This window comes from Paenibacillus mangrovi, from assembly GCF_022898935.1.
Classification (GTDB): Bacteria; Bacillota; Bacilli; order Paenibacillales; family Paenibacillaceae; genus Paenibacillus_AQ; species Paenibacillus_AQ mangrovi.
Window position 1 is genome coordinate 552,292 of sequence record NZ_JALIRP010000003.1, and the last position, 21,441, is coordinate 573,732.

General features: G+C 45.3%; 16 protein-coding genes, 6 tRNA genes, 1 rRNA gene and 2 pseudogenes. 8 read left to right on the top strand and 17 right to left on the bottom strand.

Translation table 11 applies throughout. The features are described 5' to 3' along the window. Nucleotides 1-10 precede the first annotated feature (10 nt). The gene (locus MUG84_RS10545) at nt 11-499 is read right to left on the bottom strand and encodes a MerR family transcriptional regulator (RefSeq protein WP_244724861.1); all 489 of its coding nucleotides are present in this window, start codon (nt 497-499) and stop codon (nt 11-13) included. Between the two features lie 104 nt (nt 500-603). Here MUG84_RS10545 and MUG84_RS10550 point away from each other — a divergent pair. From MUG84_RS10550 to MUG84_RS10560, 3 genes and pseudogenes are all read left to right on the top strand, one after another. Next, nucleotides 604-774 (top strand): annotated as a pseudogene (locus tag MUG84_RS10550) (IS110 family transposase); the annotation flags it as partial. Nucleotides 775-1,036: 262 nt separating this feature from the next. Beyond that, entirely contained in the window at nt 1,037-3,079 is a 2,043-nt protein-coding gene (locus tag MUG84_RS10555) for a prolyl oligopeptidase family serine peptidase (RefSeq protein ID WP_244724863.1), read from the top strand. A gap of 273 nt (nt 3,080-3,352) precedes the next feature. Beyond that, complete coding sequence (locus MUG84_RS10560; RefSeq protein ID WP_244724865.1) at nt 3,353-4,006, top strand: HAD family hydrolase; 654 nt, start codon at nt 3,353-3,355, stop codon at nt 4,004-4,006. Nucleotides 4,007-4,243: 237 nt separating this feature from the next. Here MUG84_RS10560 and MUG84_RS10565 read toward each other — a convergent pair whose 3' ends face one another. Next, nucleotides 4,244-5,050 carry a class I SAM-dependent methyltransferase gene (locus tag MUG84_RS10565; protein WP_244724867.1) on the bottom strand — a complete coding sequence of 269 codons (807 nt, stop codon included), beginning with the start codon at nt 5,048-5,050 and terminating at the stop codon, nt 4,244-4,246. A 673-nt stretch (nt 5,051-5,723) separates the two neighbouring features. Then, complete coding sequence (locus MUG84_RS10570) at nt 5,724-6,095, bottom strand: VOC family protein (protein ID WP_244724869.1); 372 nt, start codon at nt 6,093-6,095, stop codon at nt 5,724-5,726. 97 nt (nt 6,096-6,192) lie between these two features. On the opposite strand from MUG84_RS10570, the gene MUG84_RS10575 reads away from it, so the two are divergent. Next, a complete protein-coding gene (locus MUG84_RS10575; protein ID WP_244724872.1) occupies nt 6,193-6,858 on the top strand; it encodes a TetR/AcrR family transcriptional regulator C-terminal domain-containing protein in 666 nt (221 codons plus the stop codon). Nucleotides 6,859-7,056: 198 nt separating this feature from the next. Here the strand turns inward: MUG84_RS10575 and MUG84_RS10580 are convergent. The 5 genes and pseudogenes from MUG84_RS10580 to MUG84_RS10600 all read right to left on the bottom strand — a co-directional run. After that, nucleotides 7,057-7,176 (bottom strand): annotated as a pseudogene (locus MUG84_RS10580) (SDR family oxidoreductase); the annotation flags it as partial. A gap of 113 nt (nt 7,177-7,289) precedes the next feature. Beyond that, nucleotides 7,290-8,336, bottom strand: coding sequence for an FG-GAP repeat domain-containing protein (locus MUG84_RS10585; protein ID WP_244724874.1), 1,047 nt, complete (start codon nt 8,334-8,336; stop codon nt 7,290-7,292). A 155-nt stretch (nt 8,337-8,491) separates the two neighbouring features. Next, a complete protein-coding gene (locus MUG84_RS10590) occupies nt 8,492-9,349 on the bottom strand; it encodes a PP2C family serine/threonine-protein phosphatase (protein ID WP_244724876.1) in 858 nt (285 codons plus the stop codon). A gap of 203 nt (nt 9,350-9,552) precedes the next feature. After that, a complete protein-coding gene (locus MUG84_RS10595) occupies nt 9,553-12,138 on the bottom strand; it encodes a metallophosphoesterase (protein WP_244724878.1) in 2,586 nt (861 codons plus the stop codon). A 4-nt stretch (nt 12,139-12,142) separates the two neighbouring features. After that, nucleotides 12,143-13,408: a methyltransferase domain-containing protein gene (locus MUG84_RS10600; RefSeq protein WP_244724880.1), complete on the bottom strand. Its 1,266-nt coding sequence runs from the start codon at nt 13,406-13,408 to the stop codon at nt 12,143-12,145. Between the two features lie 255 nt (nt 13,409-13,663). Here MUG84_RS10600 and MUG84_RS10605 point away from each other — a divergent pair, with 255 nt between their 5' ends. Then, a complete protein-coding gene (locus MUG84_RS10605; protein ID WP_244724882.1) occupies nt 13,664-14,971 on the top strand; it encodes a helix-turn-helix transcriptional regulator in 1,308 nt (435 codons plus the stop codon). Further along, the gene (locus MUG84_RS10610) at nt 14,958-15,773 is read left to right on the top strand and encodes a WYL domain-containing protein (protein WP_244724884.1); all 816 of its coding nucleotides are present in this window, start codon (nt 14,958-14,960) and stop codon (nt 15,771-15,773) included. Before MUG84_RS10605 ends, MUG84_RS10610 begins: the two co-directional genes overlap by 14 nt. On the opposite strand, the gene galU is transcribed toward MUG84_RS10610, so the two are convergent. Both galU and MUG84_RS10620 read right to left on the bottom strand, forming a co-directional pair. After that, nucleotides 15,770-16,645, bottom strand: a complete 876-nt coding sequence (galU, locus tag MUG84_RS10615) for a UTP--glucose-1-phosphate uridylyltransferase GalU (RefSeq protein WP_244724886.1) — start codon at nt 16,643-16,645, stop codon at nt 15,770-15,772. The genes MUG84_RS10610 and galU overlap by 4 nt on opposite strands. A gap of 194 nt (nt 16,646-16,839) precedes the next feature. After that, nucleotides 16,840-17,400 (bottom strand): NADPH-dependent FMN reductase, encoded by a 561-nt coding sequence (locus tag MUG84_RS10620; RefSeq protein ID WP_244724888.1) that lies wholly within the window; start codon nt 17,398-17,400, stop codon nt 16,840-16,842. A gap of 297 nt (nt 17,401-17,697) precedes the next feature. Here MUG84_RS10620 and MUG84_RS10625 point away from each other — a divergent pair, with 297 nt between their 5' ends. Both MUG84_RS10625 and MUG84_RS10630 read left to right on the top strand, forming a co-directional pair. Beyond that, nucleotides 17,698-18,327: a YfbR-like 5'-deoxynucleotidase gene (locus tag MUG84_RS10625; RefSeq protein WP_244724890.1), complete on the top strand. Its 630-nt coding sequence runs from the start codon at nt 17,698-17,700 to the stop codon at nt 18,325-18,327. 289 nt (nt 18,328-18,616) lie between these two features. Next, a complete protein-coding gene (locus tag MUG84_RS10630; protein WP_244724892.1) occupies nt 18,617-20,329 on the top strand; it encodes a methyl-accepting chemotaxis protein in 1,713 nt (570 codons plus the stop codon). Nucleotides 20,330-20,426: 97 nt separating this feature from the next. Here MUG84_RS10630 and MUG84_RS10635 read toward each other — a convergent pair. The 7 genes from MUG84_RS10635 to rrf form a co-directional block, all read right to left on the bottom strand. Further along, nucleotides 20,427-20,497 (bottom strand) — tRNA-Gly (locus tag MUG84_RS10635). Nucleotides 20,498-20,504: 7 nt separating this feature from the next. After that, a tRNA-Pro gene (locus MUG84_RS10640) sits at nt 20,505-20,581 on the bottom strand. 7 nt (nt 20,582-20,588) lie between these two features. Beyond that, nucleotides 20,589-20,665 (bottom strand) — tRNA-Arg (locus MUG84_RS10645). 6 nt (nt 20,666-20,671) lie between these two features. Beyond that, a tRNA-Gly gene (locus tag MUG84_RS10650) sits at nt 20,672-20,746 on the bottom strand. Between the two features lie 11 nt (nt 20,747-20,757). Beyond that, nucleotides 20,758-20,842: transfer RNA gene (locus MUG84_RS10655), tRNA-Leu, on the bottom strand. Nucleotides 20,843-20,851: 9 nt separating this feature from the next. Then, a tRNA-Lys gene (locus MUG84_RS10660) sits at nt 20,852-20,927 on the bottom strand. Between the two features lie 170 nt (nt 20,928-21,097). Then, nucleotides 21,098-21,214: ribosomal RNA gene (gene rrf / locus MUG84_RS10665) — 5S ribosomal RNA — on the bottom strand. Nucleotides 21,215-21,441: the final 227 nt, after the last annotated feature.

The window sequence follows — 21,441 nt, forward strand, 5'->3', positions numbered from 1 at the left end:
CATATCCTCCTTAGCCGGGTTCTTCCGGTTGTTTATCTAAATATTCGCCAAGCTGGTCGAGATGATGATTCATGCTCGACTTCCTCTCGGCGAAAAATTTCTCATGATTCATTCTCATCGTCCGCATAATGGCAGTGAAATGATCGACGGTAAACGGTTCGTTCCGCTGTATCCTGCTCGATACGTTCTCAAGCTCGTGCAAGAGCTTCTGCTGCAAACGGATATTTTCTTTCAGACGGTCCATTTGAAGAGTGACAATGTCTAAAAAACTAAGCTGATCTCCAGTCATAACGGCTTTAATCTGCTCCAGCGATAGCCCCATCTCCTTCAAGGACAAGATTTGCTGCAGGCGTGAAATGTCCTTTTCGGTGTAGAGCCTGTATCCGGATTGCGAATAGCCGGATGGTGAAAACAAGCCGATCTGATCGTAAAAGCGCAAAGTTCGAATCGTTATTCCAGCCATTTTCGCAAGTTCTCCGACTTTCCAATGTCGCTGCATGATCATCCCCTTTCCTGGTTGCTAGCTTATCACCGGTATCTTCAATATAGACCATTACGTTACGTAACGGTCAAGAGCCCGAATGAAATTTTTTCCAATTATTTGTTCTGGGAAGCAAGACAGACGTCAAGGATGCGAAATGGATCGCAGGATTACTCCGACACCGTCTATTGAAAGGCAGCTTCATCCTAAACCGAGATCAGAGCGAACTCAGAGAGTTGATCCGGTATCGCCGCACCTCTATTGAAGAACGTGCCCGGGAAGTCAGTGGTATCGGATAGCGGCGCCCCATTTTTTTTAGTCTGAGGGTCCTTTTCTATTGTCTTTCACGTCTTTCATTTAGATATATTTTCAAGATAGACTGACGACTTCGCTCAACTAACGGGCAGTTTAGCGCAACACAAGCAAGCTGCGACGGGCAAGTGTGGTGAACACTCATTAGTTACAATCCTTTCTCAAAAAAATTACATTGAAAAGAGGGAATTTTTACCTGATGAAGAATATATGTTTCTATTGATGGGAAATAGGAGGTAAATAATGATGAACAAGGTGACTGATGATACATTAACCAGTGAACAGCTAAAAAACGATGTAATAGCCGCTAACTACTTTAATTATGAAGAATTGTCACTTTCTCCAGATGATCGTGAAGCTCTGATCGTTTTCGGAAATCATGATATGCCTTATGAAGAATATGTTTATGGGAGGCGTAATCGTTCAATCTGGCTCCTAAATCTTAATAACGGCGATTACACTGAAATTCTGTCCTCTGATGAAGATGCCCATGCTCCGCGCTGGTCTCCTGATGGAAGCATGATCGCTTATCTTTCTCGTATTTCTGGAAAAGCGGAAATTTGGGTAATGAATCAAGACGGTTCAGGGAAAAGACAAATTTCTAATACTCATTCCCCTGCACAAAATCCTTTTCAATTTACAAAGCTTTGCTGGTCTCCTGACGGGAAGTGGATTGCCTACACGCTTATGCCAAATGGCGACAGACAGTCTCTGAATAATGATTACAGCAAGAAGAAACCCTCAACGGATATCATTGTCCATAAAACAAGAAAACAGGATCATGAGGGATGGTCTGATTACATTTCTTCACTATATCGATGCGAGTTGTATATTATCGACACGATTACTGGGGAAACCAGAAAGTTGATCCATCATTCAAATGGAGAAATTGACATAGTCGGATGGGATGACGGAGGTACGATAGTAGTCAAAGAAAATAATGAACTGAAGGAAGTTTTTGTTTCTGGATCTGAACAAAAACTTTTGTATTCGGGAGATGCAGACCTAGTCAAAATGAAAGGTCGGACCTTATATATTGCTTCAGTGTTGCATTCATCGGTTGAGATCATTATTCTGGATGACGGTAAGTTTCAGCAACTTTGCAAAGTAGAAATTCCAGGATATGGAGTAAAACTACATGATTTTAGTTTCGATACATCTCATGTATTTCTTACAGCACAAAGAGGATTATCCAATTATATGTTCTCAATAGAAACTTCCACAGGAGAACTGGAGCAGTTGACAGATGATGCAAGGGTTGTATATTCACATTGGCACACTGCTGGGGTAAAATGTTTGCACCAAGGGAACCCCCTAATTTTCCCATACAGCGGTCCAAGCGAACCAATGGAAATTTGGAAACTATCTGTAACAGGAAATATGGAGAAATTAAGCCACTTCAGCGATAAGATCATTACTTACCCAATTCCTGAAGTGAAGGTTATTAAATATGAGAGTGACGGCTGGAGCATTGAGTCACTTCTTGTACTTCCCGTTGCATATGAACCAGGAAATCAAATTCCTACACTTGTGTATTTGCATGGCGGACCCGAGGGGAAAATTGTTGCGGATTTTAAAGAATTGAACTGCGCTGAAGGACAAAGTGCGGCTTTTTTTCTCGCCAATCAAGGATACGCTGTGTTCATGCCAAATTTTAGGGGGAGCAGCGGATATGGCTTAGAATTTGAAAAGGAACTTGGGAACCTACAAATTATGAGAAATCCTTTTAAGGATGTAATGGCGGGTGTGGATTATTTGATAGAACAAGGAATATCTGATCCCGATGCAATTGGAGTTTATGGATACAGTTATGGGGGTGGTCTTTCGACATGGATCGTTTCACAGACTGACCGTTTTAAGGGAGCGATTGGGATTTGTGGCATCCACGACTTTCTGCACTGGGATCGTAATTATGGAGTTCCTTTTCATGCCTTTCGGCCCAACCGATTAGGGGAAGCTAATCCAAAGGATATGTGGCTCAAACCTGAAGTATATAAAGAACTATCGTCACTAGAGAATATCGGGTCGGTTCAAACACCTGTCTTGTTGATTGAAACAGGGGACGAGAGGCAATGGGACGGCGCACGTTGGAATAGCTGGGCAAAGACCCTATTCTTTGGTTTAGAGGGTCTCGGAATTGAAACTAATTTAGTATGTTATACTAAAGCCGATCATGGTGGCGGATGGAATCAAAAGTATCAGAGAGACTATTTAAATAGAGTTTTAGTATGGTTTGAGCATTGTCTAAAAGGAATGCCATTACCAGAATGGTTTGCAATTAATTGATGTTGATAATTAGACACCTAGGTTCAACTAAAGAGACTCGATAGCTCAAAGAATCAGATCGCAGCATCCTTTTTTGTTGAAGTAATTGTAAAGGATTTCAGAAATTATTTGAACTAACGGTGAACGATAGCTGAATATCATACTTGTCGAGCAGGCTGCCTAAGCCTGCTTATTTTATTGAACTAAAGGGCAGCTTTGTACAGATGCTTCACAAGACAGGAAATATAAAATATTGTTGAATAGATAGATAATGACAAAGGGAGAGAAATAGCTGTGAACAAATACAAGGCAATACTTTTTGACTTAGATGGCACATTGACAGACCCAAAGGTTGGAATAACCAAATGCGTACAATACGCTTTGAAAAAGATGGGTATTGTAGTAGATGACTTAAATGAACTTGAACCTTTCATTGGACCTCCACTTCAAGAATCATTCTCAAAAATATATTCATTCGACGAGGAACAAACAAAATTAGCGATCGAATATTACAGGGAAAGATTCAAGGAAACGGGGATGTTTGAAAATGAGATATATCCAGGGATAATTGAGCTTCTGACACTACTTAAAGAGCATCAAAATGAACTGGTTGTTGCAACATCCAAACCCACTGTGTTCTCGGAAAAAATACTACATCATTTTAACATTGATAAATATTTTAACCTTGTTGTCGGTAGCAACCTTGATGGAACCAGGACTGCAAAAACGGAAATTATTCAGTACATATTGGATAAGTACGAGGACAAGGAGAAGCATGAGTTTATTATGATTGGAGATAGAAAGCATGACATAATTGGGGCTAAGAATACTGGTATTCATTCCATGGGTGTAAGTTATGGATACGGATCACTTGATGAATTAATCCAATCAAACCCAACTTATATTGTTCACAATGTTGATTCCATTAAGGGGAAATTACTAAGCTAACGAGAAACGATAGTACAGCATCAGGCTGCCGGCACGAACGGCAGCCTGTTCAGCTAACAGACAGTTATATTCAACTATATATGTTAAAATATGGTCATAAGTGGACAAGTCATCGAACAATTAACTCATTTTGTTATACATAAATTGAGGTGGGATAATGGCTCAGTTCCAGGTTACTCAAACATTGAAGACGGGAGATGCTTTTATCATCAAAGGTCATGATCAAGCTATCGGATACTATAGTTTTCTTGCCTTGATTACAAAAGTTACAGGAAGCATCTCTGCTTTTTTTGCAAAATCATCATCCCGCAACTGCATAATTTCTTCATCAGATTGCTCAATCATTTGCTCAATGACAAATCCCGCTTTTGAGAGCGCATTCACATAGGTTGATAGTTTACGGTCCGATAATGCTAGCGTACCTTCTTCAAGAGATACCGAATACCAAGATTCATCGAAATAACATTTTTTAAAAGCAAGCATATTATTTTCTGCAACAACACATTTGTGTATAGGGTGAGACCAACTGAAAATAAATACGCCGTCTTTTTTAAGGTAAGAAGCGATCCGGCAAAAAGTACCCTCAAGGTCGGTAGTCCAGCCTATGGCATAAACTGAATAAACAAAGTCAAAATAATCCACTGGTATGCCACATTCTTCTTCCATGGGAGAGCAGATAAATTTTGCTGTAAGGCCGCACGCCGTCAAATGTTGCTTTGCCTTTTCAATTTGTTTTTCTGATATATCCATACCCCATAGTTCAGATGCTTTGCGTTCCCCCTGATATTGTAAGGAATGACCGGTTCCACAGCCTATCTCCAGCATCTTTTTCCCTGAGACATTACCAAAAAGTTGGCATTTTTCTTCTGAGACAAATGCTCCATAGAAAGGAAGCGCGGTTGTTCCTATGATTTCATTTCCTTTTGTATCCCATAAGATTTTGTTTGTTTTATGAATAGAATTCCTGTCCATGTCGACCGTGATAGCGCAGCCAACCTCGCCAGCGCCTATAATGTTTGTTCTATAGCCAGGATTTTTGTCCATGCAGACACCCTCCCCAAATATAAATAATATGAGCCTAAACGTATATCCCAACTTGCGCGTTATCCCAATAACACATATCGAACACGAACACTCCGCGCTATTAACTCCAAAATAATATACCGTTTTTCTAAGAACAAATCCACCCAAAATCATCCATCCAGCGGCCATTTGATCTCGCAGACATGACCGACCCATCCTGTGGCAATGGTACCGGCCTGAAGCATGGAACGGCGGGGTAAAAATAGAGACTTGCCTTGCGATCCTAAATCACTAGAATACCTGGAGAATTTACTGGCTATTAGAAATAGTTTTGAGCAGTTAGGTCCTGATGCTGGACCATATGGATGAATATAAGAAAGAACTAGATTGTTGAACTCAACCTCAAATCAGGGGAAATATGAAATGAGTAAAGGTAATATTTTCACCAGGCTCATTGCGCTAACGGGACACGTTTGTTCAATAAACTCAAAGAGACGGCAGCCGGTGTAACTGGATGCCGTTTTCTCAACTAACAGGCAGAATAACTTAATAACTTTGACGAAAACTTCAAACGCGGAGACATTGCAAAACCACAGAACACAATAATCTCCCAATATTCGTGCGCTACTTATCATAAGCTACAAACTCCCAATTTGTTCAGGCTTACGGCTTCAGTCCGAATTCGTAAAAGGGCTTAAACGGCGAACGAGGTAACCTCGAACAGAATGCCGTCAAGCGCTTTGAAGTAGAGCGTGTAACCGCCTCGCATCGACTTCGGGCTACTTTCCTCGCCTGCAAGCCCTGCAGCCATAAGCCGAAGGCAGAATTGATCCACCTCTTCCTTCGTGTCCACGTGGAATCCGACATGGAACCCCTCGGGGTAAGTTGGAATCTCGCCACCTAAGGTGGCCAACCGGCTTAAGACGAGCGTAAACCCCACTTCGTCCTTCATGACTGCAATCGCGTCACCTTTCTGATCCGCGAGCTCCAAACCGAATATATTAGCGAAAAATGTAACAGCCTCCGACATATTGTTCACGCACAAGTTCAGGTGGTTTAGCTTCATTCATTTTTCCTCCTCGTTATTCTAATACCATTAGATTAATCTAATGGTATTAGAATAGACTTATATGCTATACTTGTCAAGTGAAAGGGTGAGCACGTTGGCTAGGAAAACTCGTAAAACCAATACTCCGCTGGACCAGTCAAGAATTATTCAGACCGCGTTGCAATTGCTGGATGAGATCGGTCTTAAGGAATTAAGCATGAACAAAATCGCGAACAAGCTACAGGTGAAAACCGCGTCGCTTTATTATCATGTCCAAGACAAGGACCAGCTCATGGGACTACTGACCGATCGAATAAGCAGTTCCATGGAGTGGCCGGAGTCATCTCTTCCTTGGAGGGAGCAGCTTGGGCTTTGGGGGGAGGCTTTCCGTAAGATCCTTCTCTCGCACCGGGATACGGTGGATCTGTTTAATTCCAGTATAGCCTCGGGCTATGATCGTCTTAAGCAGGTAGAAAAGCTGTACGCCCTATTGTCATCTATCGGTTTCTCGGACCAGCAAGTGCCTTGGGTAGCTTCGATTTTGAAGAATTACGTGCTCGGATTCGTAGGGGAAGAGGTAAGGCTGCAATTGAATGCCGAGCAGGCCATCTCGAATGCGGAGTTAAGCGAACGCTATAACCAATATTATAGTCAGTTGCCTTCAGAGGAGTTCCCTACGGTAATCCGTCTGGCGTCGTACACGACGAATTCCGATTGGGTGAAGGAGTTCAAGTTCGGTCTTGATGTTTTGACAGAGGGGCTGGCGGTTAAGCTTCGGTAAGGTAATCGAGTCGCGTAAATCGCGGCTTTTTAGTTATAGGATCAAGTTCTTGCCATTGGACGATGTCAAGATCTTAATCACATTCTCGTTTTGAGTCAAGAAAATTGTCCCATTTCCTGCACTGGGAGATGACGATTTTTTAACGGAAAGGCCGCGTAAAATCAACATTTCCAGTCTACAACTTTCTAAGAACCACGCTTAGAGCGTCAAACCACCATCTACGACAATGATTGAACCGGTCATATAGCTGGATTTGTTGGAAGCCAGGAAGACGACCATCTCCGCTACTTCTGAAGGATCAGCAAACCTCCCCATCCGGCGAGGCTATATTCGGCGCGAATACCTGCCGTAGAGGAGAACACTTATGGTATAAAAAAGCAGAAAAGACACCTATTCAAGGTGTCTACTCTGATCATATCTCCATCATACCTCTATTTTTTAAGAATCGAAAAGGCTTTTTTCAGGTTCAAATCCTTGTACATTTGATCAAACTTTTTTCCATCAGCCGATTGGGGGTCAAACGGGTTGGATTGAGGTGTTGTCACGACATATACCATACCGTTTGCCTCAGCAATTGTACCTCCGATTTGACTCTTGTCATCATCCGAAAGCTTTTTCCAATCGTTCTTTGCATAAACAGAGATAGTAATTAGCGGCTGATAGTCTTTTTTATCCTTCGTCACGTAATCAAAGTAAACAACATGCTTTGCCGAAGGGAACATGACGTCGGACTTTTCATGGCGTACCTTATAGTGACCATTCCAAGAAGAAGGAATTGCTACGCTAAAGTTGGCTTCGGAATTTTTGTAAACCGTATTTTTCGCTTGTTCCTGAGAAGAATTCGGCTTTGTAACTTTTTTACCGTTCAGTTGCCATTTGCCCTTAATCCATTTCCAGTTGGAGGTCACATAAGAAGTTGTATCCGCTTGGGTAGTTCCAACTCTCTCAACTCCCTGCAAAGCGTAAGCACCTTTATTGTTCAAAGCGACTGGTTTCAGCTGAATGAAGCCATTGCCCTGCACGCCTACCTTGCCTTTGGCAAGTCCTGGCTGCGGAAATTCCACAGGCTTGCTATTTATCAATGTGTAAATATGGCTAGTTATGTAACCGCCGGTTCCACCTGTATCTGCAGTAACCATGATGTCCGCTACTTTATCATTGTTAAGATCCGGAACTAGGAGCACGGGAGAATATCCACCGTCATGCAACGGAATAGAGGTCGTTTTCTTTGTCTTCCCATTATTAATAACAAGCAGCAATTCATCATTATATGCATCGCTTGCCTTTTCTTTGTGACCATAGAGCGTGATGACGTCAGCTTTTTTGTCACCGGTTACGTCGACTTGTTTTTGTGCAAGTTTGTACATATTGGATGGCAGCTTAAAGCTGTTATTGCTGTTATTGCTCGCAGCCATAGCGCTTCCGCTGAGTACGAGAGATGCGATCATCGTGCTTGTGAGGACTTTTTTGATATTCATGTTGATTCCTACTTTCATTCTTGATAGATAAGATGTTTGTTGTTTGCTATATCAGTATAGTTCAGTAAGGATATAATTGGGTTACATCCGATTTACAAGAATGTAAAGTACTAAATGATTATCTTTACAAGAATGTAAGGTATACTTCCATCCTCTTAAAAGGTGATCCAAACCCCGGATTTATCATCAGAGATTTTGAAGCGCGGATAACGAATGCATTCCGGATCCCCGTTTTCCAGAGCAAGAAGCCACTCCGCATACCGTTCCAAACCATCCGAAGCCACGCAGCGCAGAAGCTTTTCCTCCAAATTCCCGTTTTCCGCCTCTGCACAAGGCCACTCTTCTGGATAAAACAGTCCGTCCGTCACGAGCAGCAGGCCTGCCAGTTGAATCCGGTTGATTTTGCCGCTTTCCAGATAGCGGTCCGCATCCGGCAGTCCGTTCAGCACAGAATATCCATGATCGGTGTTCATCTTATCCCTGTTAGCGAGCAGCTGCGGCTGTACCATCTCCCTTAGCGCCGCTTTGGAGCGGATGCCGGATTCGATTCCCTGCTTCCAAGTGGCCATCGGCACTTCACCGATATGAGCGACGTGATCACGTGTAATCGTCCGCACCGAGCCGTCACGGTATAAAGTCATCAGCATGCAATCTCCTGCCTGCACATATTCGATATGGTGGTCTGTGATGCGGATCAAGGTCATAGCTGCCGTCCACAACTCGCTTTTGCGGTCCATTTGAATCCCGCTCGCCCGCATTTCTTCTCCAAGTCTGGCGTTCGCTTCCTTCGTCAATGTCTCCAGATCACGACCGTCCTCGCCTGGAAGCTGTTCAAAATAATGCTTAAGCAGCTGCGATGCAAGCCTGCCGCCTGTTTCATGGTTAGCACTCCGGTATGGGACCAGCGATGTCGCACCGTCAATGACGCCATACAGCCGCTGCTCCGGGTTGATGACGACAGCGTCTTCGTTCCACTCCCCAGCTCCTTGGATTGAGATATGTTGTATTTTCATAATGGATCCCCCTTTGGCATAACGAATCAATGAATTCATATAACATCCTGCTTTACGATAGATGGTAACATATATAGATAGAATCGGACAGGGAATCGAACAATTGCCATTTTCCTATGCTTACAAGTTCAGATATGGATTCATCATCAGAAATAATCCCCGCCTGAATAGACGGGGTTGTTTGAAGTTATGAAGAATTTAGCTTATAGACGCGGGTCGATCTCCTGCTCCTGGGCAACCTCGAACAGCAGATTGGCCGCAATTTCCTGATACGCTTCACTTTCAGGCGCAATGTCATCGTGCTTCACGCCAAGCATCCGGATACCAAGCTGGTATTCGCTCAGCGAGGTGCGCAGCTTGCGGGTAATGCTCTTTTGCTTCATCAGCTTCCGGTACTTATGTGGGAACTGATAATCGTAGCCGTAAATGATGGACAGATAATCCGGGTTACGCACCTTCATGTACGGCACTGTCCGGCCATCCCAAACCTCAGGCTTAATGACGACTCCCTCCATATGATTCTCCATCGTCAGCTTCGCGAAAAATTGTTCCGCCTTTGCATAGCTCTCTGGATCAGACAAATCTAACGTTATCGCCTCATCCTCCGACAGGAAGCTGTACATTTCAGAGGTATTCCACTGCGGTATTTGCTCCTCGCCACTGCTGAAGACCATTTTCAAAACCGCAAAAGGCTTATATTCCATGATTCCCGCTTCCGCATACAGCTCAAGCTGTTTTTTATAGGTTTCATATGCCCGGACATGTTCAGCTAGCGGCACGTAGGTTTCCTGGATGTCGTGCAGATATTTGTAGTTCTGATATACGCTGGAACCGTATTTTTCACTCAGGACATTTTTGGACATGCGGTACTGATCCTGCTCGAATCCGCTCGCCTGATATTCCCCGGTCAATTTATGCAGGGCAGGTTCGAAGCCATTTTGCTGCAAAAACGCAAGCTCCGCCTCCAGCGCCTTCTCGATCGGCTTGAACTGACGCTGAATCAATCCTTCTCCAAGCGCATTCCACGGCATAAGCTCCCCGTCCAGCATCAGCATGCGGATATCCTGTTGCTCCATGTACGCACCGAACTTGGCCAGAAGCTTCTCGTACACGTCCGTCAAATCCACCTGCTTCACTTTATAGCCGTTCCGGCTCACAGCGAAGCATTGATCCAGTTCCCGATACAGGTAAATATTACACCGAGATCCCATATATTTGGGCTGTAACACGACCTGATCAACGCCATGTTGCTTAAAATAATCCAGCCCTCGCTTCAGGGACTCCAGCTCATTCGCATCCGGGTCCTTGTCGGCCGGAGACATTGTGCCGGAAATAAAATTGATCTTATGCCGGGAACAGTAATGAAGTCTACGAATGTCGTCTTCCCCCAGATCCTGGACCGAAACCTTCCGCTTCTCCTTGAACAGCACCGGAAGCTCCTCGGCCAGAACCGCTGTGCGCGATTTATGCGACTTCATGAACGGCTTGAACGAGATCATGACGGATGTCAGTCCATTGCCGTGTACCACTCCGGTGTCTAGATGGATCTTGTTACGAATCCGGAAAGCCTGCTTGGCAGCGACGTGCCCAAAGATATGAAACGGATAATTCCTTACCGCATCTTCCTGCAGAAAAGACAGCTGCTCTTCTAGCGGCGCTTCCCGGTCAATCCGGAAATTACGCTGGTGGCGGGCAGACTGGGCATCCAGCTTGCCGATATATTTATTTTTGCACGGTGCATGCGTAACATAATAAGACGAACCTTCCGCACCCACATAGCGATAAAACGGCTTCGCTGCCGATACCAAATGGTTAAATTTCCGCAGCAGCTCCGTATCATTCGAGAGGATCTCCGTGGAGTCGAAATACGTGCGCAGAAGTTCCTGATCCACGGCGCTAATCTCGCCCCTCAAGTATTTGTAGACGAAGTTCTCGTGATTCCCCATCACGAATAAGAAATGCTCCTGATTGTCATACAGAAATTCGGTGATTTCCCGCGTCTGCTTCCCTTTATCGATCCAGTCACCGACCAAAATAACCTTCGTATGCCGCAGCTTCTCTCCTAGATCCAACCTGCCGGACTCGATCCGATAGCCGTAGCTAAGCAGCAGGCCCTTCAGCTCATCCACGCATTCATGAACGTCGCCAACAATGATGTACTGCTGATCCTTAGGAAGAACCGTCTCCTGATATGCCTCCAAATCCTCAACGAGGATGCTATATTCGGGATTGCCTTTTCCTTCATCGGGCAAGTAAAAATCCTTCGCACGCACCTTATGAACCTTCTCGTATCCTTCGCGCGGCAAAGATCCGAGCACGTCTTTTTTCAAGCGGTTGATATGGTTCGTAATGAGCCGTTTGGACCGCTCCGACGCGTAATAATCTTCTCTTTTCCGGTAATCGAACACAATGACTTCGACGTTGTAATGATTTTGACGGGCAACAGCCCTTACTTTCTCTCTAAAATCCTCCGCCAATCCAGTCGTGTCGACCACGACGAACTCCGCATTAATCGGGAATGAAGTGACCATGTTCAGTTTCTCGAACAAGAGATGAAAAGCCTGCTCGCTCGCTTCCAGCATCACCTGGTCGTATTTATCGTAATCGAATCCAAGGACCTCCTGGCGGATCTGGTCGGAGGACAAATATTGAATATTAGCTTTTAACTTGGTATGAGCATCCTCAAAGCGCAGTCCCGGAATCAGCACTTCCTTGGCAAACGTTGTTTTGCCGCATTCCGTGGAACCGACGAGCATGAAGATGGTATGTATTTTTGTGCGGATTTCCATGAGCCTAAGCCCCCCTTTTCTTCAAAATGACGCCCTGCGTCGTCTGGATATGATTGACCCCGTCCCCGATCGCCACAAACTCATACTGCAGACTGGAACCCCGAATAACCTTTAGCATCCACTGCTGAAAATCTTCCTGCCCCATCTCCCACTTGTGATCGTCGTGACGGAAGCCCGTTAATTCATAGAACTGGTTAAAGTCCGCATTCGGAGTGGTGATGATCAAATGCTCGAAGTCAACTTCGGAAACAATCTGCCGGATCAGCTGCCCCGCTTCCTCTGGACTCATATGCTCAATCACCTCGGTCAAAATGACATCCACCCGTTCGCCGTTGTAGTCCTCAAGAAAATGATCAATAGACCGGAAGGCCGCGATATTATCGATTTGTCTGGATTCCGCTTTGCGAATCATTTTGCCCAGGACCTCTTCATTAACGTCGACCGCGTAATAGCTGCCTTCAATCTTGCCGGCAAACGGGAGGGCATAAAATCCTTCGCCGCATCCAACATCGAGAATAGATTTGTCAAAAGGCAGCACGCTGCCGATATAGTTTCTGCGCTGAAGCGCCGTCCCGCCATACGCAAACCGGATTTCATAGCGGCTTGTTGCCTCGAGCTCCTCTTTGTACTTACTGTACCGCTCCTTGGATGAGAGGAAATTGCGCACGAACAAACTGCGGATGTAGAACGGTGCGTCGATCACGCCTATACTCTTGATGTATTTATCCAGAACGTTATCGGAAATATCTATGTATTCGTTGCCGAACATCGACAGAAACAGGCATAATACGCTCACAACATGCAGGAGCTGATACAGGCTTTTGCGTGTCGTCACGGTTAGCGAGTAGCTCTTATGCGCCTGATGGGCGATCTCGAACGAGAAATCCTTGAGATGCTTTTCGAAAAACTCGATATACCGGATGAGCTCAATATGGACCATACCGATATAAAAAGTGTGTTCATACCCTTCCACATCGCGTTCGTCATGTACTTTATGCGGTGAGGAAAAGAACTCACTGATCGTGTTCAGTGGAAACAAAGGCGTGTTGTAACGCGACACATTTAAATATTCAAAGTTGTCCTGCTCATGCTGTTTATAGGAAATTTCATTGTCTGCATCCTTGAAATACACGTTAAACGTCTGCCCATCAGTGTACCAGCCATACGCCATACCCTTACGGATGCTCCGGAGGACCATGCCGGAATTCGGGTTCTTTTTGATCAGAAATGAAAACTGCGGATTCGTTGATTTGACTTGAATGATTGCCATTCTATACACTCCTTGCTTACTGTATTTCAAATTCATATGTCATTTGGACTTAGCGCCCGGCCTGTTGGTGTTATCATCGCTCATTTTGATCGACGCGAACATGGCGTAAGTATTACAACCTCGAAAATAAATCCCGTTTCTTGATCGCAGAACGAGCTCCCGCCCATGGCTCGAAAAGGGGAAGTTTAACATTTTATCCGTCCACCTCCCCTGTTACAATAGAAAGAGATGACAAGGAAGAAGGAGAAACGTCAGATGGCCAAGGAGAGCTTCGATAAGGAAATACAGTTTCTACGTATGCTGGTGCTGACGAGCGGGGCTTATAACAGGCAGCAGTTTGCGAAGAGGCTGGGGATTTCCGTGAACACGTTCGATAAAACGATCCGCCGTCTAAAAGAGATCGTCCAGGCCACGTACCAGCTACCAGAGGACCAGGGCAAGGAATTCACCGAAGGCATCCGCTACAATTACTATGATTCTGCGGACCCGATGCTGCTCTTTCTATTTCGTGCCAAGTCTCTAAAGGAGTCTGAAAGCCAGCGGCTTTCCCTGCTTCTCGGAGCACTGAGTGCTCTATCCCTGAATGTTCATGAGCTGCTGGATTACTGCATGAATGCACTCCCCACAAATCTCCCTTTGCCGGATGAAAAAACGATTCGCAAAGACCTGAAATACCTCGAAGAGGTAGGCGTCATTCAAAAAGAGGGCGACGTACGCCCTTTCAAATACGCAATTCGGAATGAATTTATCCGGGAGCTGACGGAAGACGAGCTGCTGGATTTATATGATTTTGTGGACGTGATGGCCAATACTCAGACCCCATCCGTACAGGGCTACCTGCTGCGGGATGGACTGAAAAAGCAGTTAATCCGAGGCCATTCGGACAAGCATGCGGTAGAGCCTTTTTTATATAAATATCACTATCACTCCAGAATTCTGGATGAAGCCCATTTATTCACCATCCTGGACGCCATACGCAAACATCGGAAGGTCCGGTTCCTGTATTTCTCGCCCAAAACAGAAAAAAGCTACGCCTCCAAAAACACCAATCCTTTATTCGAACGGGAAACGGAAGGGAAATCGGAGAAAACGCTGCCGCTTAAAGTTGTGTACGATCACCAATATGGCCGCTGGTACCTGCTTTCTTATGGTCGGGAAGGGATTCGAAAGTATCGGATGGAGGGGATCACGCAGTTCGAAGAGGATGAAGCGGTCGATCCCGCATGGTTCGAGGAGAAGCAGCAGGAACTCCAGGACAAGCTGCGTTACAGCTGGCTGATCGACACGGGCGCCCCGGTTACGGTCCGCGCCAAGTTCTATAACCCCGGGGAATCCGGGCCGAATTTCGTTAAACAGCGGGTACTGCTGCAGGGGCAGTGGGGACAAATCGTCGAGGAAGACGGCGATTCCTTTACCTATCAGATCACCGTGAATGGAACGACAGAGATCAAGCCGTGGCTGCGAAGCTTCGGTTCCAGCTGCGAGGTGCTTGAGCCGGTCCGGCTGCGCCGCGAAATGATCGCGGAATGGAAGGAGATTCGCGCCTACTATGAATCTGTTTGAGAAAATATTTAATTACCAAATCATCTCGCGGCTGGACGACACCGGCACCTTCATGGTCACTGCCCACGAACGGTCCTGGCTCAAAGCCATGCTGCAGCATCCCGTCGCCTCCGACGCCTTTACACCCGAAACGATGGACAAATTGAAGTCCATGTTAACGAAGGATGAGCAGATGGAGACGAGCGCCCACCTGATCGAAAAAGCACGGAGCAGGGAAAAGCAGGTGTACCACCCTCTCCTTCGCCCGCTTCGCCGCCTCATCATGAACCGGAGCGGAATTCGGATTACCCACTGCTTGAGAAGCGGCAAAGTCTACTCCAACCAATTGGGCGTACCCTATCGGCTGGAGTATTCTATGGTGAAGCGGGAGTGGTACCTGCTGTGGCATCATGTCCGCAATCGCGCATTTATGAGTACGAAGCTGGATAAAATCATTTCTGTTACCGAAGAAGCCCTGCCGATTGAAAGGGTAAACGGTATTCTGGAGCGGATCGGTCAAACGCTTGATAACCGCAAGACTGAGGTCCTTATAGAGATCATCCCGCACTATAACCCGGAGCTGTCACGGATTCTGTATGCACTGTCCTGTTTCGAGAAAGAAGTGCAATACGATGCGCAGCAGGATACGTACACGGTAGAAGTATGTCTGCTCGGGGAAGAGAAGGAGTATCTGCTCTCCAAGCTGCGCTTTCTGGGAAAGCGGGTGCGGGTGCTTGAAGGGAATTATGTGAAAAAGCGGATGCTGGAGGCGTCAACGAAGGCGCTGGAGAGGTATGGGGTGTTGGGAGAGGATAATCTTTAAGTATTCTCCTTCTCGATTACCTCTTTCATATAATTAAGCAACTCATCTTTTAGTTCCTCATGCTGAAGCGCATAATGAATCGATGTCTGGATAAACCCTAGCTTCTCGCCCACATCGTGACGAATACCGTCAAAATGATACGCATAGGTGGATTCCATCTCATTAAGTTTAGACAATGCGTCGGTCAATTGAATTTCTCCGTTCACACCCGCAGATTGCCCTTCAAGGAGTGTGAAAATATTCGGAGTTAGAATATATCTCCCCATAATCGCTAAATTCGACGGAGCTTCTGAAGGTGCAGGCTTCTCAACAAGCCTCGCCGCTTGATATACTCGATCACTGATCTGCCGTGCGTCTACAATCCCATAACGCGAGACTTCTTCTATAGGTACCGGCTGCACGCCTACAATGGATGAATGATATTGCTCGTACACCTCAATCATCTGTCTTAGGCAAGGCACATCCGCTTCTACAATATCGTCTCCCAATAGCACGGCGAACGGCTCGTCCCCAATGAATTTGCGCGCACACCAGATCGCGTGGCCAAGGCCCTTCGGTTCTTTTTGCCGGATATAATGAATATCTGCCATCTCAGAAGATTTACGCACCTCATTAAGCAGCTCCCACTTACCTTTTGCCGTAAGGTTATGTTCAAGCTCGAAGGAGTAGTCAAAATGATCCTCGATTGCCCTTTTCCCCTTGCCTGTGACGATAATAATGTCTTCGATGCCGGAAGCAACTGCTTCCTCGATAATATATTGAATGGTTGGTTTATCAACTATGGGCAGCATCTCTTTCGGCATGGCTTTGGTAGCCGGAAGAAACCGTGTGCCGAGCCCTGCTGCCGGAATAATGGCCTTGCGAATTTTCATGGCAATGCTCCTTGAAAAAATAATCTTATTTTTCCTATATTCTAACACATAAAAGCCTCTGCTTATCAACATCACATAACCAGTGCAGAGGCTTCCCATACTTTCTTAATTCGAGCATCGTTCCCTTTACTAAAAAAATCGCCGCCATCAAGGTTAAAGGAGTTGATGGCGGCGATTTTCTGCCGATCTTAAGTTTATTTAAAAACGGCAATTTTCGCTTGTTGATTGTACCAGTTGAGGAAATTACCGACGACCGTATCCAAAAACTTCACCGTCGGTTCGTGAGTCAGATTGCCTTCGGCATCGATTTTCTCGTGTACGACCCCTACATAAACTTCGTTGCCGGGCAAGAGAGGCGACCCAATGCCGGAAGCGAATAAAATATCGCGCAAATGACCTTGGGCTTTGACGGTTCCAAGAAGGCCCATCGAAGCGCCGACGATCCAAGACGGTTTGCCGTTCATCACTTTATCCACGCGAGACAACCAGTCGATCGCATTGCCTAATACGCCGGGAATGGTTCCATTATATTCTGGCACCACCCATAACACGGCATCGGCTGCAGCCACTTTTCCTTTGAACTCCTTAACGACGGCCGGCGGCTCATTCTCGATATCTTGATCATAGAACGGAAGCTCGCGAATGCTTAAAATTTCAAGCTCAAAACGGTCTTTATACCGCTGCTGAATGTATTTGGCAAGCTTCAGATTATATGATTCTTTCCGAATACTCCCTACGATAGCAACAATCTTCATCTTAAATTACCTCCAAATGTCATGTCATGATTTAATGTGTACCGATCTCAAATCCCTATTCGCCCCTTACCTCTGCGATGATCATCATGTTGCCCCCTCGCTACTCATTTTAAACGCTAGTACCCTACGCTTCAATCGAAGAAAAGTACATCTGTCCCGGTACAGATAACCTCTGCGGCCGTTTCCCCCTAATTCCCAGTAACTTCTAGCATGAGTTAACGATCCCTTTACAAACTAAATGTATACTGAATATACAGCAACATATAAACCATTTTTCGAAGAAAGGAATGCAAAAATATGGGTATTCATACGTATTTTCAATCGTTAAACGACCTCGAGCGCATTATTCGTTGTCCAGGCAAATTCAAATTTGAAGAGCATAGCGTTTCCGCTCATTCCTGGAAGGTTGTTCAATATGCCAAAACATTGGCCGATATTGAAGAAAGCAATGGGATCACGGTGGATTGGAAGAAGCTATACGAAATTACAAGCAGTCATGATTATGGGGAAATTTTTATCGGGGATATCAAGACGCCCGTGAAGCACCACTCGCTCGAACTGCGGGCTATGCTGCAACAGGTTGAAGAAGGTATGGTCGCTCATTTCATAGACGAGCATATTCCAGAGGAGTTTAAGCACATTTTCCGCAGACAACTGCGCGAAGGCAAAGACGATTCTGTAGAAGGGAAAATACTGGAGGTGGCTGATAAACTGGATCAGGTCTATGAGGCTTTTACAGAGCTGCAACGAGGAAACACAGAAAAAGAGTTTATCGTGATGTATCGAGATGCTCTCATCAAAATTAAAGGAATCAAGCTTCATTGTGTCGACTATTTCTTGCAACATATTCTACCCGATTTGGTTCACGAAGGATCAAGATCCCCTATCGATATTGAAAAAATAACGAATGAAGCGTTAGCCTCATAGCTTCTCACTTCAACCTCCCCTGCCTTTTCCGACTGTCCACCCCTATGTCAATCCACTAGTGTTTTTTTCTTTCAAGCTTCTCTAGTTTTCCCTTTTCTTATTCCTCTACATAGAAGTGCAATTCCCCCCTGTTTTAATACATCCATCCCTATCTCCTTTACAAGTTGGTTAATCCATTAACTTTTTTAGACAAAAATTCCGAAATATTATTTAATTGTATTCTTATTTTTTGAAATAAAAATACAATATGGAGACTAGTATGAATACACAGAAAAAAGGGGGACATCAAATGAAACTGATTGCGAACCAAAAAATTTCGGTCAAGATTAATAGTTTAATCGTATTCTTTTTACTTTTCTTAGCAGTGATCGGAATGATCGGGTACATATCTTTAAGGACCGTTAATGCCAATGCGAAGGAAATGTATGAAGACAAAATGCTTCCGAATGAAGTGTTGAGTCAATTGATTACGATCAGCACCCAAATTGATGCCTATCAAACCAAGCTGATACTAGGAGACACTAGAGTGGATAGGGCCAGTACTATTGCCGAGATTGACCAGCTTAAGGAACAGGATGCAGCGACTAGAAAGCAGCTTGAAAGTTATGGCAAGCAAGCCGTGGATCAAGATTTATACAAGCAGTATTTAAAATTAGTTAAGAACGGTGAAGAGCATTACGTGCGTGTGAAGGAGTTGCTCGAGAAAAACAATTCTACGGAAGCCTATGTATACTATGATTTAAATTTTAGGACAAATATCGATAGTATCGTAACCGTGCTAAGAAAAATGAAGTCCATAAATCTGGAAAACGCAGAGCAGTTTAACCAAATCAATAGTAAGCAAGCCCAGAACAGTATGACTCTTGTGCTGATTGTCCTGCTGGCTGCGATTGTGATCTGCGGTACTGCCGGTTTCTTTATATCCCGAATCATTAATAAGCCGATCAAAGAGCTTCAGATGGTCATGGCAAAAGCTGAATCGGGGAATCTAGCAGTCAAAGGCAGCTATCAATCTAAAGACGAATTAGGACAGCTCACCAAGAGCTTTAACGGGATGATTGAAGCAATTCGAGAGATGATATCAAAAATGAGCATTCATTCATCCATTATTGCCACCAATTCGGAAAAACTGTTATCTAACGCTGAAAAAATTACTCAGCATACTTCTCACAATGCAGAGGAGCTGCAGGAGGTAGCATCACAAGCAGTCATTCAGTCTCATAATATCCAAGAAAGCAGCAGAGTTGTAGAGGAAGTCGCTGCCGGCGTTCAAAAAATAACAGAAGCTACAGCATCCGTCGCTGACTTTGCGAATCACTCTTCTAAACAGGCTGACACGGGAAGTGAGCAAATTGCGCGTATTAATGATCAGATGAATGCGATTCTGGACAGCTCGAAGGAAACGGGGGAAGAGATTCGCACATTTCATAAGCAGACCGAAGATATTGGGAAGACAGTGCTTATTATTCAAGAGTTAGCTGAGCAAGTAAATCTACTATCACTGAATGCTTCAATTGAAGCAGCTCGTGCAGGAGAATACGGAAGAGGATTTGCTGTAGTAGCGAATGAAGTGAAAAGACTAGCGGAACACTCCAAGGAATCTTCCCGGGAAATTGTCGCGATTGTGAACAGCATTCAGGATCGTTCCTCGCATGCAGTCATGCTTGTCGACAAGGAGCAACAAGAGGTTGAGCGGGGCATGATCGAGATGCATGCTGCGAAGCAGGCCTTTGAAGAAATTAATGAGTCTGTGCAACAGTTGACCGAGCAATTGCATGAAGTGTCTGCATCCGCAGAGGAAATATCGGCAAGCACAGAGCAGGTTACCGCCACTCTCCTTCATATGAATGGGGCCATTGAACATTCCTCCAATCAAACGGTGCGTGTTGCGAAGTCAACGAATGATCAGGTATCTGTCATTCAAAATATGAAGGGCGACATCAACGACCTGAGCGGCGTCGCAATCGAGCTTCAAGAGCTGTCGCAGAAGTTTAAGTTATAGTAAGGCATAGGCATTACGCCCAGGTAAAAAGAGAAACGATAGTCAATAAATATAAAAGAAGAGATGGCATAAAGCCATCTCTTCTTTATATTTATAAAGCGGGTGATGGGAATCGAACCCACGCTACCAGCTTGGAAGGCTGGAGTTCTACCATTGAACTACACCCGCAAAAAAGTGGTCGGGATGACACGATTTGAACATGCGACCCCCTGGTCCCAAACCAGGTGCTCTACCAAGCTGAGCTACATCCCGATATAAATGGCGTGCCATGAGAGATTCGAACTCCCGACCTTTTGATTCGTAGTCAAACGCTCTATCCAGCTGAGCTAAGGGCGCAAATATTGGAGCGGACGACGAGAATCGAACCCGCGACCCTCGCCTTGGCAAGGCGATGCTCTACCGCTGAGCCACGTCCGCGAAATTTAGGATGCGGTCGAGAGGACTCGAACCTCCACGGGGGGTTAGCCCACACGGACCTGAACCGTGCGCGTCTGCCAATTCCGCCACGACCGCAAAATATAATGGTGAGCCATGAAGGACTCGAACCTTCGACACCCTGATTAAAAGTCAGGTGCTCTACCAACTGAGCTAATGGCTCAAATGTTTACCGGGGTCCCTGAAAAGTATCCGGAATCGCCCTCGAAGCATTTGCTTCACTTTTTGGGGTGAATTGGCTGGGGAATGACTCAGCTGAACTAAGCGCCCTCATTTATAATACCTATGTATTCGAGTTAAAAAGGCGAGAAAAAAGCCCCATTTAGGGGGACTGCTTGGCGGCTTCCTACTCTCCCAGGACCCTTCGGTCCAAGTACCATCGGCGCTGGAGGGCTTAACGGTCGTGTTCGGGATGGGTACGCGTGGAACCCCTCCGCCATCGCCACCAAACAGGATTTTTGCGCTGTTTTCGCTTCGATAATGACTCACCAGCAAAATATCCGTCCTTAGAAAGGACATGCAGCTTAAAAATCGTTCAGATGTTTGATCACCTGAAAACTAGATACGAAACGATTTGCATTTTAGCCCCGTTCTCTTGGGGTCCCCGAAAAGTAATCGGTGTTGCTACAAAGCTTCACGTCACTTTTTGGGGTTATTCTAGGATAAGCCCTCGACCG